8 protein-coding genes are annotated in these 11,710 nt (G+C 70.4%); 1 reads left to right on the top strand and 7 read right to left on the bottom strand.

Annotation, left to right across the window (positions count from 1 at the left end):
- The 5 genes from FV242_RS29725 to chpT all read right to left on the bottom strand — a co-directional run.
- Nucleotides 1-524, bottom strand: a 524-nt coding sequence (locus FV242_RS29725; RefSeq protein WP_147909952.1) for a response regulator, incomplete at its 3' end; no start/stop codon positions are given.
- A 45-nt stretch (nt 525-569) separates the two neighbouring features.
- Nucleotides 570-962: a response regulator gene (locus tag FV242_RS29720; protein WP_147909951.1), complete on the bottom strand. Its 393-nt coding sequence runs from the start codon at nt 960-962 to the stop codon at nt 570-572.
- A gap of 10 nt (nt 963-972) precedes the next feature.
- Nucleotides 973-1,464, bottom strand: a complete 492-nt coding sequence (locus FV242_RS29715; RefSeq protein ID WP_147909950.1) for a chemotaxis protein CheW — start codon at nt 1,462-1,464, stop codon at nt 973-975.
- Nucleotides 1,465-1,509: 45 nt separating this feature from the next.
- Nucleotides 1,510-4,257 (bottom strand): hybrid sensor histidine kinase/response regulator, encoded by a 2,748-nt coding sequence (locus FV242_RS29710; protein ID WP_147941430.1) that lies wholly within the window; start codon nt 4,255-4,257, stop codon nt 1,510-1,512.
- 103 nt (nt 4,258-4,360) lie between these two features.
- Complete coding sequence (gene chpT / locus FV242_RS29705; RefSeq protein WP_147909948.1) at nt 4,361-5,071, bottom strand: histidine phosphotransferase ChpT; 711 nt, start codon at nt 5,069-5,071, stop codon at nt 4,361-4,363.
- A 542-nt stretch (nt 5,072-5,613) separates the two neighbouring features.
- Between chpT and FV242_RS29700 the strand changes: the two genes are divergently transcribed.
- On the top strand, nt 5,614-8,550 hold the full coding sequence (locus FV242_RS29700; RefSeq protein ID WP_147941429.1) for a bifunctional [glutamine synthetase] adenylyltransferase/[glutamine synthetase]-adenylyl-L-tyrosine phosphorylase: 2,937 nt from the start codon (nt 5,614-5,616) through the stop codon (nt 8,548-8,550).
- A gap of 23 nt (nt 8,551-8,573) precedes the next feature.
- On the opposite strand, the gene FV242_RS29695 is transcribed toward FV242_RS29700, so the two are convergent.
- Both FV242_RS29695 and FV242_RS29690 read right to left on the bottom strand, forming a co-directional pair.
- Nucleotides 8,574-10,235 (bottom strand): methyl-accepting chemotaxis protein, encoded by a 1,662-nt coding sequence (locus tag FV242_RS29695; protein WP_147941428.1) that lies wholly within the window; start codon nt 10,233-10,235, stop codon nt 8,574-8,576.
- Between the two features lie 239 nt (nt 10,236-10,474).
- Nucleotides 10,475-11,347 carry a cytochrome-c peroxidase gene (locus FV242_RS29690; RefSeq protein ID WP_246692949.1) on the bottom strand — a complete coding sequence of 291 codons (873 nt, stop codon included), beginning with the start codon at nt 11,345-11,347 and terminating at the stop codon, nt 10,475-10,477.
- Nucleotides 11,348-11,710 lie beyond the last annotated feature (363 nt).

The following is an 11,710-nucleotide window of genomic DNA, read 5'->3' as shown; positions in this document are numbered from 1 at the left end:
GCCTGGGCGGGGGTCGGAGCGGCACCCGGGGCGCCCATGGGACGCCGGGCCCTGGCCCGAGCGGCGCCGAACACCCGCACGCGCTCGATCAGCTCCACCCGGAACGTCTCCGAGGTGGTGACGCCGCGGTTGCTCTCGGGCTTGGCGATGTAGTCGACGGCGCCGAGGGCGAGGCATTTCAGCGAGATGTCGGCGTTGCGCGTGGTCAGCGTCGACATCATCACGACTTGGAGGTTCGGGCTCATCGCCAGCATGCGCGGCAGCGCCGTCGTGCCGTCGAGCTCCGGCATCTCGATATCGAGCAGCACGACGTCCGGGTCGTGCTTGGCCATCATCTCCAGGGCGATGCGGCCGTTCGAGGCGGTCCCGGCGAGTTCGAACCCGGCTTCGGCGATCCAGCGGGCGACGAGCCCGCGCACGACGGCCGAATCGTCGGCGATCAGCACCCGGATCGGAGCCGCCGTGGATGTCGTGGATTGCGCAGGCGGACTGCGAAGCGGGACGACCGCGGGGCTCAGGGCCATGATGTTTGCCTCGGGTACTGGGTCGCGGTTGGGGGCGGCGCCGATTCAGGCCGCGTCTGCGACGAGACCGACCTGTTCGAGCTTGGCCGCCAGGATGTCGCGGTCGAAGGGCTTCATGATGTACTCGTCCGCCCCGGCGCGGAGTGCCCGGGCGATCGCCCCGACATCGTTCTCGGTGGTGCAGAACAGGACCTTCGGGACCGTCCCCCCCTCGCTCTGGCGCAGGGCCTGGAGGAAGGTGTAGCCGTCCATGTTCGGCATGTTCCAATCGAGCAGGATCGCGTCCGGCATGCTGGCCGCGCAGACTTCGAGTGCGGCGCTGCCGTCCTCGGCCTCGCTCACATTGATGCCGAGGGCCTCGATAATCCGCCGCGCGACCTTCCGGATCACCGCGGAATCGTCGACCACCAGGCAGGTCGTCTCGTGTGGCGCTTTCATAGCCCCTCCTTCACGCCGCCTTCGCGCCGGCAGCGCTGAAGCCGAGGAGCGCGTCCACGTCGAGGATCACCAGGAGGCGGCCGTCGAGGCGGTGGACGCAGGTGGCGAGGTTGCGCCAGCGCGGATCCAGGTTGATCGGCACCGCCTCGCGGCTGTCGCTGCCGAGCTTCAGCACCTCGCCGACGCCGTCGACCACGAGCGCGAAGGTCTCGCCGCCCTGCTCCAGGCCGATCGCCATCTTGGGATTGGCCTTCTCGTCCTGCACCACGGCATCGGGCAGGCCCAGGCGCCGGCGCAGGCACACGGCCGTGACCACGCGGCCGCGCAGGTTCAGCAGGCCGACGATCTCGGACGGCGCCAGCGGCACCGGCGTCACGCCGGAGGGGACGAACACGTCGTGGACGCGCTCGATCGCCAGGCCGAACAAGGTGTCGCCCACGAAGACGGTGACATAGTCGTCGGTGGGGCCGGTCTCGGCGCCGTTGGCATTGGCAGCCTGCATCAGAACTCTCCGGGTTCGATCGTCGTATGGCGGGCGGTGCCGGGATCAGGCGGCTTGAGAGACATCCGTGGCGCTGATCTCGGCCAGGGCCGCGATCAATCCGCTGCGGTCGAACTTGGCCACGAGGTCGCTGATCGCCAGCGCCCGGGCCCGCTCCACCGCCTCGGCGCCCACCGACCCGGTGAGGCCGATCACCGGCAAGCCGGCGAGGCGCGGCTCGGAAGCCCGCATGGCGGCGACGAGGTCGAAGCCGCTGCGGCCCGGCATCTCGAGGTCGGTGACCACGATCTCGATCCGCGGCTCCGACTGCAGGAGTGTCAACGCGGCCTCGGCGCTCGCCGCGGTGATGACCTGATAGCCCGCGGCCTTCAGCACCGGGCTCAGCATGTCGCGGAAGAAGGCCGAGTCGTCGACCAGCAGGAGCGTCGAGACCTGCTCCGACTTCTTCGGGCCGCGCGCCCAGTCGTCGTAGGCGAGTGGCAGGAAGTGGGCGATGTTGATGATGTCGGTGGCGCGGCCACGCAGCACCGCCGAGCCGATCAGGTCCGAGCGGTCGGCCGCGATCTCGATGTCGAGGCGCTCCTCGACGATGTCGACGATCTCGTCGACCACGAGGCCCATGGCGCGCTCCCCGTCGGAGAACACCACCAGCGCCTGGGTGCCTTCGGAGCGGATCGTGATCGCCGAGTCGGCCGGGACCAGCGGCATCAGCCGGCCGCGGTACTGGATCAGCGGACGGCCGCCCAGCCACTCGACCTTGTCGCACTCGATCTCTTCGAGGCGGGTCACCAGGGAGAGCGGCACCGCCTTGAAGCTGCCCTGGCCGCCCTTGAACACCAGGAGCGTGGTCTTGGAGTCGATGCCGTCGGACATCTCCGCCTCGGCGTCGGGATCGGCATGGCTGTTGCTGCCCTGGACGCCCTGGGCGACCTGCCGGGCCACGCCGTTGGGATCGACGATCAGCACCACGGCGCCGTCGCCGAGGATCGTGTTGCCGGCAAACATCGGAATGTGCCGCAGCTTGGCCGACATCGGCTTCACGACGATCTCCTCCGTGTGGAAGACCTCGTCGACCAGAATGCCGAAGCGCTCGCGCCCGACCTGGGCCACCACCACGAAGCCCGCCTGCGTCGCCTCCTCGCCCGTGTCGGCCGATTGTCCGAGCAGGCCGGTGAGCGACACGATCGGCAGCAGCCGCTCGCGCAAGCGCAGCACCGGCGAACCGTTGATGCGCTCGACCCGCTGCGCCCCGGCATCGACCCGCACCAGTTCGAGCACGGCCACCTGCGGCAGCGCGAAGCGGTGCTCGCCGGCGCGCACGATCAGGGCGGCCACGATGGCCAGGGTCAGCGGGATCTTGATGGTGAAGGTGGTGCCGCGGCCCGCCGTGGTGGCGATGTCGATGATGCCGCCGATGGTCTCGATGTTGGTCTTGACCACGTCCATCCCGACGCCGCGGCCCGACACCGAGGTCACAGCCGCCGCGGTCGAGAACCCGGCGTCGAAGATGAACTTGGCGACCTGCGCGTCGGTCATCCGCTCGACATCGGCCTGGGCCGCCAGTCCGCGCTCCACCGCCTTCCTGCGGATCGCCGCGAGGTCGAGGCCCTTGCCGTCGTCGGCGATCTCGATCGTGATCGTGCCGCCCTCGTGGTAGGCGGCGAGGCGGATCGTGCCGCGCGCCGGCTTGCCCGCCGCGATGCGCCCGGCGGTGGACTCGAGGCCGTGATCGGCCGAGTTGCGGACCATGTGGGTCAGCGGGTCCTTGATCACCTCGAGGACCTGCCGGTCCAGCTCGGTCTCCGCGCCGACCATCACGAGGTCGATCTGCTTGCCGAGTTCGGCCGAGAGGTCGCGCACGACGCGCGGCAGCTTCTGCCAGGCACTGCCGATCGGCTGCATGCGCGTCTTCATGACGCCTTCCTGCAGCTCGGCGGTGACGTGGGACAGGCGCTGGAGCGGAACCTTGTAGCTCGAATCCTCGTGCCGGCGGGCGATCTCGAGGAGCTGGTTGCGGGTCAGCACCAGCTCCGAGACCATGGTCATCAGGTGCTCGAGCGTATCCACGTTCACGCGGATCGTCTGGATCTTCCCGGCCGCCGTCGTCTCGGTGGCCACCACGGCCTCGGCGTCACCCGCCGGCTCTGCCCTGCCCAACTCGGGCTCGGACGACTCGTGCTTGGCCGCGGCGGGCTTGGGCGCAGTGGCCTTGGCGACCGCGGGCTTGGGGGCCTCGACCTTCGGCGCCTCGACGGGAGCCGGGGCCGGCGCGGCGAAGTCGGCCTCGCTCGGGCCCGGGGCTGCCAGGAAGGCCGCCTCCAACTCGTCCAGGGTCACCTCGCCCGGCTTCGGCTCGCGGGAGACCGGATCCGGCAGCACCGGCTCGGGCGCGGGGGCCGGTGCCGCCTGGGGCTCGGGCTCGGCCGAGGCCAGGCGCTCCAGCTCGGAGATCAGGTCGTCGTCGGAGCCCGCCGGCTCGGTGCCGGTGGCTTCCAGGTCGGCCAGGATCGCCTTCAGCCGGTCCAGGGTCGAGAGAATCACCGTGACCGATTCGGAGGTGGCGGGCAGGCCGTCCCGGAAGCGGCCCATCAAGGTCTCGGCGGCGTGCGCCAAGGCCTCGAGGCGCGGAAGGCCGAGGAACCCGCAGGTTCCTTTGATCGTGTGAACGAGTCGGAAGATATTCCGAAGTATCGTCTGGTTATTCGGATCCTGCTCGAATCGAACCAATTCAGCATCGACCGTGTCGAGGTGCTCCCCGCTCTCGGTCAGGAACTCACGAAGCAGGTCGTCCATCGGCGATACTCGTTACACGAAGAGGCTCTCGCGTAACGTACTTACTCGCGCGGGGTTAGGGAAGCGTTTCAATCCCCTCCCCACCCCGTGGTTTTCCAGTTTTTTAGGCGAGCGCGGTGCCGGAATCTTCGTCACCGGCCTCCGCGGGCGCAGCGATCACTGTCGGCGAGGCCGTGATCGTCACTTCATCACCTTCGATGGCGAATCGCACATCCATGGCGGCGGCCTGCGCCACGAGGCCGGCGTAGAACGGCAGGATGGCGTGGGCGTCGACGGTGCCGCTCTCCGGGCTGCCGGCCATCAGCTCCTCGACATGGGGCGGGATGCGGGCATGCGAGCCCTTGGCGGTGAGCACGAGGGTCGGCGCCTCTCCGTCGCCGGAGACGGTGACGTCGATCAAGCCGCCCCGCGGGATCGCCGAGGTGGCGATCATCACGAGGTTCAGGAGCAGCTTGACCTTGTTCTTGGGGAACAGGGCCTGCGGCGCGCTCCAGGCCAGCTTGGTCTTCTCGTCGCTGAACATGCCCTTGGCCACGCTCTCGGCGTCGGCGAGGTCGATCGAGGCGCCGGCGGAGCCGGCCGCCCCGAAGGCGATCCGGGCGAATTTCAGCCGGGCCGAGGCCTGCCGGGCGCTCTTGCCGATCAGTTCGAGGGCGAAGACCCGCATCGATTCGTCATCGTCGTCCTCCAGCACTTCCAGCCCGTTCACGATCGCGCCGACGGGGCTGATCACGTCGTGGCAGACGCGGGAGCAGAGCAGGGCGGCGAGGTCGAGGCCGTCGAGAGTCAGGCGGGGTGCGTTCGGGGAGGACATGCTGCGCTCCGGGCGGGCGGATCTGGGGGCGAATCATCTGCGGGTCGGCCCGTCGCGTCGGAGCCGCCGATCCTTGGCCGCCCGGTTGGCGGTCGAGTCCCCGCGAAACACGCCGCGCGGCCCGGCGGCCGGGCCGGGGGCGATGGACCGGTCCGCACGGATAAACGCCACGGTCGCCTTTGAAAAGCGTTACCGGGCGGTTCGGCAGGCAGCTCCATGGGTAGCTTGGCGGGCAGCTTGGAAAGCCCCGTGCCGGCCGCGCCCGGATCGGTTAGGATGCCGGCCATCGTGCCGAGGGCGACGCGGATCGTGCGCCGTCCCGGAAGCCAGACGCGATCGGGTGCAGCGCGCGACTGGTGCAACGCGCTCGCTGACGCCGAACCGGTCTCCGCTTCGGCGGCCAGCGCTTTAGGGAGGATCGGCGTGAGACGCGAGACCACCGGTCGAAGCGGAAGCTCCATCGCCCAGGCGCGCGCCGGCATTCCCACAGAGCCGATCCGGGTGGACGCGCCCGGACGGCCGCGCTGACGACGGCCCGGCCGATGCAGCCCGAACCGACCCTGCGCGACAGCCTGCGCCCCAGCCTTCGGCCCGCCGATCCCGAGACCGCCCGCGCGCGGCTCGCCGAGATCGAGCCGGCCCTCCCGGAGGGTTTCCTCACCCCGACCTGCCGCACCCTGCTGCTCGGGCTCGCCGACCATTCGCCGTTCCTGTGGCAGGCCGTCACCCGCGCGCCGGAGCGGCTCGTCGCCCTGATGGCGCAGCCGCCGGGCGCCGCCAGCCGGGCGATCATCGAGCGGCAGCGCGCGGTCGGCGGGGCCTGCGGGGCCAACCCCGACCTCGCGGAGGTGGCCCGCCAGCTCCGCAGGAACCGCGAGGCGCACGCCCTCCTGGTGGCGCTGGCCGATCTCGGGGGCTGCTGGGACCTCGACACGGTCGTCCGGGCCCTGTCCGACTTCGCCGACGCGTCGGTGAGCGCGGCCACCGACGCGCTGCTCCGGCAGGGGATGGCAGCCGCCCGGTTCCGGCCGCAGGACCCGGGGGCGCCGCAGGTCGGCTCCGGGCTGGTGATCCTGGCGCTCGGCAAGCATGGCGGGGCCGAGCTGAACTATTCCAGCGACATCGACCTCGTCGTCTTCTACGAGGCCGAGCCCGCCGCGGCCGCCACCGGCGGCGACCCCAAGGCGTTCTTCGTCAAGCTGGCGCAGGGCCTCGTGAAGCTCCTGTCCGAGCGCACCGCCGACGGATACGTCCACCGGATCGACTACCGGCTGCGCCCGGACCCGGGCTCGACGGCGGTGGCGCTCTCCACCGGCTTCGCCTTCGACTACTACCAGACGCTGGGCCAGAACTGGGAGCGCGCCGCCTTCATCAAGGCCCGGCCGATCGCCGGAGACATCCCGGCCGGCGCGGCGTTCCTGGCCGACCTCGCGCCGTTCATCTGGCGCCGGCACTTCGACTTCGCGGCCATCGCCGAAATCCACGCGATGAAGCGGCAGATCCACCTGGTCCGCGGGCACGACACGATCACGGTGGCGGGCCACGACATCAAGATCGGCCGCGGCGGCATCCGGGAGATCGAGTTCTTCGTCCAGACCCAGCAGCTCGTGTTCGGCGGCCGCAAGCCCGCCCTGCGGGGGCGCCGGACCGTCGAGATGCTGTCCCGCCTCGTCGAGGAGGGCTGGATCGACGCGCGAGCCCGGGACGAGCTCACGGAGGCCTACGGGTTCCTGCGCACCCTCGAGCACCGGATCCAGATGATCCGCGACGAGCAGACCCAGCGCCTGCCGACCGGGGATGCGGCGCTCGACGCCCTGGCCCTGTTCGCGGGATTCGACACGCGGGCGGCGTTCGAGGCGGCGCTGCTGCACCAGGCCGGCCGCGTCCAGGCCCATTACGCCCTGCTGTTCGAGGCGGCGCCCGGGGATGGGGCGCCGGAGGACGCCCTGGTCTTCGGCGAGAGCGAGGCCGACCCCGCCACCCTGGAGGCCCTGGCGGCGTTCGGGTTCCGCGATCCGCGGCCGGCCTGGGAGACCGTGCAGGGCTGGCATGTGGGCCGCCGTCCGGCACTGCAGACAGGCCGGGCGCGGGAGATCCTGACGGAGTTGCTGCCGAGCCTGTTGCGGGCGCTCGGCGGCACGAACGATCCGGACGCGGCCCTGCTCACCCTCGACCGGGCCTTCGCCCGGATGCCGGCGGTGGCGGAGCTGCTCGCCATCCTGCGCTCGCACGCGCGTCTGCGCCTGCTGTTCGCCGACATCCTGGGGACCTCGCCCCACCTCGCCGACACGGTCAGCCTCAGCCCCCACGTCCTCGACACCGTGCTCGATCCCGACTTCGTGGCGCCGGTGCCGGGTCCCGAGCAGGTCAGCGACCAGTACCGGGCGCTGGTCGGGCAGCCGGCGAGTCACGAGGAGCTTCTGGACCGGTGCCGGGACGCCACCCGGCAGATGGCCTTCGTCACGGGCGCGCGGCTCCTGTCCGGCCTGATCACGCCGCGCCAGGCCGGGGAGGCCTATTCGGCCATCGCGGAGGCGACGGTCACGCTGAACCTGGAGGCGGAGGAGCGCCGGTTCGCCCAGGACCACGGCGCCGTGCCGAAGGGCCGGTGCTGCGTGCTGGCGCTCGGCCGGCTCGGATCCCGGCAGCTCAGCGCGGTCTCCGACCTCGACCTCGTGTTCCTGTACGATTTCGATCCGGAGAACCGGATGAGCGACGGCCCGCGCCCGCTCGACGCGGTTGTGGCCTATAACCGCCTGGCGCAGCGGCTCTACGCGGCGCTGACCACCGCCACACGCCGCGGTCGGCTCTACGCGGTCGACCTGCGCCTGCGGCCCTACGGCAGCCACAGCCCGCCCGCCGTGCAGCTGAACGGCTTCGTGACCTATCAGCGCGAGGCGGCCGAGCCTTGGGAGCACATGGCGCTGACCCGGGCCCGGGTGGTGGCGGGCGATCCCGAACTCGGCGCGGCCGTGATGGCGACCATCGCCGAGACGATCGCGCAGCCGCGCGATCCCGCCCAGGTCTGCGCCGCGGCCGGAGAGATGCGCCGGCTCGTCGCCGAGGAGCGCGGCCATGCCGGGCCCTACGACCTCAAGCTCGCCCCCGGCGGGTTGTTCGACCTCGATTTCCTCGCCCAGTCCATCGTGCTGAGCCACCCGCCGGTCCAGTCCGACGGCCTTGGCCTCTCCGGGGAGACTGTGCTCCGGAAGGCCGGCGCGCGCGGGATCCTGCCCGCCGCCCTGACCGAGCCCCTGGCCGAGACCTACGGCTTCCTCGACGCGGTCTACCAATGGCAGCGGCTCGTGATGGCCGATCCCGGCTCCGACCCGTCCGACGGGGCCGCCCGGCAGATCGCGAAGGCGGTGGGCCTGCCGGATGCCCGCAGCCTCGCGGCGGAGCTGCATCGCCACCGGCGCCGGACCTGCGCGCTGCTCGCCCGGATCAAGCGGACGGCGATCGGCCCATCCCCGCGATAAGGCTTCGCCCGGCGCCGACGCGCTCAGGCGGCCCGGACGTTCCTGAGGAACTGATCGATCTCCGCGTGCAGCGCGCGGGACTGGACGGCCAGATCGTCGGCCGAGGTCGCCACGGCCTTCGCGGCGTGACCGGCCGCGCTCGCCGAGCGGGCGACCTCGGAGATGTCGGCGGTCACCTTGTCGGTCCCGCCCGAGGCTTCGGACATGCTGCGCACGATGTCCTGCGTGGTGACGCCCTGATCGTCGATTGCGCCGGCGATGCGCGTCGTCACGCCGCCCATCGCGTGGATCTGAGCGGTGATGTCCTGAATCGCCTCGGCGGCACTGTTGGTCGCGCACTGGATGGCGTCGATCTGACGGCCGATCTCGTCGGTGGCCTTCGCGGTCTGCCCGGCCAGCTCCTTCACTTCGGCCGCCACGATGGCGAAGCCCCGTCCGGCTTCTCCGGCGCGGGCCGCCTCGATCGTAGCGTTGAGCGCCAGGAGATTGGTCTGGCCCGCGATGGTGGAGACCAGGCCGACCACGTCGCCGATCCGGGTTGCGGCGGCGGAGAGCGCCGCCATGATCGTGTCGGTGCGGGAGGCGGCCTGCACGGCAGTGGACGACAGCCCGGCCGCATGCGCGACCTGCTGGCCGATTTCCTGCACGGTCGAGCCCAGCGCATCGGCGGCGGCTGCCACCGCGGTGACGTTCCCGCCGGTCCGTTGCGCGGCGTCCGCGGCGCTGGTGGAGCGCAGCGCCGTCTCCTCCACGGCCGCCTGCATCGTGCCGGACGAGGCCTGCAGGCCGGCCACGGCTTCGGCCACGTGGGCGACGATACCCCCGACCGAGCGCTCGAACCGGTCGGCGAGGTCGTGCAGCATGGCGCGCCGCGCCTGCTCCTCGCGCAGGCGCGCGGCTTCGGTGGCCTCGAGCTGCTGTGCCGCCTCGTCCCGGGAGGTGTCGCGGATCGCCACGACGGCGCGGGCGATGGCGCCGATCTCGTCCCGGCGCTGCGCGGCCGCCAGGGCGACGCTGGTGTCACCCACCGCCAGGCGGGTCGTCTCGCTGGTCAGGCGCACCAGCGGCCGCGCCAGAGTCCCGGCGAGCCACCACGCCGTGAGCGATCCGAGAAGGACGGCGCCGCCGCTGAGCCCGAGCATCGCCCAGATCTTCCACGCCGTGGCCTCGCGGGTCGCCTGCATCTGAGCCCGGGTATCCGCGGCGGCGAGCGCCACGGCTTCGTCGAACCGGGTCCGCAGCCGTCGGCTCTGCTGGACCATGCGCTCGTGAACCGGGATCTCCCGGGCCTGCCGGATGCCGAGCAGAAGCTCGGCATCGTCACGCCACTGGCGGGCATCCGCCTCCGCGTTCCGGGCCAGGACCTGCATCGGTCCGGACAGGGCGATCTCGTTCAGGCGCCCGAGCAGGGTCGCCACCTGAGCGCTCGCCCCGGCGAACTCCGTCTGGATCGGCGCCATGTCGAGGAAATCGGTCATCGCGCTCACCCGCGCGACCAGGCTTTCGGCCCGCAGGAACTGATCCCGGGCGGCGCGACTGGTCTCGGCCGCCTCGGTGGTGCGTTCCGAGAGCCGCGAGAGGTCGCCGACCGCTCCGAGGCCGACGAAACCGGTGATTCCGGCCAGGAGTCCGGCGAGGAGCATGAAGGCAAGCAGCGGGAGCAGGATCTTGTAGCGGATGGACATGGTGATTTTCCGGTTTCCCGCTCAGAACAACATCGCGCAGTGTGACGTCCGATTTTTGAATCGCGACGATGGAGAGCGAAGATCTGGATCGATGGTCGAAACGCGATTCCAGGACGACGCATCGAGGCGGCGCTCTGGCGCAGAGTCCAACCGCAAGCGGGCGGGCTCGCCTCAAGCCTGTTTGATGCGACGCGCCCGCTGGCGCCGGACCGATATCCGCTGCGGCGGCAGCGGGCGCCCTAGTTGGGCAGGTTCGGCAGTGCGGTCCGGGTCTGCTCCGCGGTCAGGGAGCGCAGGAAGGCGATCACGTCCGCACGCTCTTCCTGGCTCAGCTTGAGCGGCTTCATCAGGGGCGACTTCGAAGGCCGGTCGAGACCACCGGTCACGTAGAACGCCACGATCTCCTCGAGGTTGGCGAACTGGCCCGCATGCCCGAAGGGTGCCCGGTAGGTCAGGTTGCGCAGCCCCGGGGTCTTGAACGCGTGCTGCGCCAGCGGGTTGTCGGGCTCGACGGCCGCCCGGCCGATATCGGTCGTCGGGATGCCGAGATCGTGGAACTTGTTGTCGGTGAAGTTCCAGCCGGTATGGCAGGCGGAGCAACCGGTCTTCCCGGTGAACAGGGCGAAGCCACGCTGCGCCGCCGGCGAGATCGCGGCGTCATCGCCCTCGATCCAGCGGTCGAACGGAGCCCATTCCGCCACGACAGTCCGTTCGTAGGTGGCGATCGCCCTTAGGAGATTGTCCTGGGTGATGCCGTCTCGCGGGAACTGCGTGACGAACCAAGCCCGGTACTCCGGGATCCGCTCGAGTGTCGCGATGATCTCGGGGAACTTGCCGTCCATCTCGGCTTCGGCCGTGATCGGTCCCATCGCCTGCATCTCCAGGCTCGGAGCACGCCCATCCCAGAACAGCGTCGGGATCCAGGCCGCGTTCAGCAGGGTCGGCGCCTTGCGGGCAAGCGGCGCGTTGGCCGACCCGATCGCCCCGGGGACAGGAACCTCGAAGCCGAATGAAGGATTGTGGCAGCTCGCACAGCTGAGATTCTGCTTCCCGCTCAACCGCGGGTCGAAGAACAGCATCTTGCCGAGGGTCGCGACCTGCGGCGAGAACATCGCATCCTCCGGGAACGCAATTGCCGTCGGCCTCTTATATTGACCCTTGATTACATCCAGCTCTGCTGCATTCAAACCCGTAAATCCGATAATTTTTAGCAAAACCATCGAAATACCGAATATAATAATCGATCTCATATTGCATCCAGACCAAATCCCGTCGCCTGCCGTAACAACACCTCTGTCGGAGGCGCAAGTTTGGGGGCTGATTCTACGTGACTCTATCAGATCTCAGTTTGAATTTTTCTTAAGAAGGCACGATACGGCTGCCTTTCTTCTGCGCGCCATCGCGAGACGCAGGGCGTCCCGATCGCGCCGGGAAAGACCCGCGCTCGAATCGCCGGCATCCGCGAACGGCTGGGT

Origin of the sequence: Methylobacterium sp. WL64, from assembly GCF_008039945.1 — a bacterium.
GTDB lineage: Bacteria > Pseudomonadota > Alphaproteobacteria > Rhizobiales > Beijerinckiaceae > Methylobacterium.
Note: the sequence above shows the minus strand (reverse complement) of the source record. Positions and strands in the feature narration are given on the sequence as shown.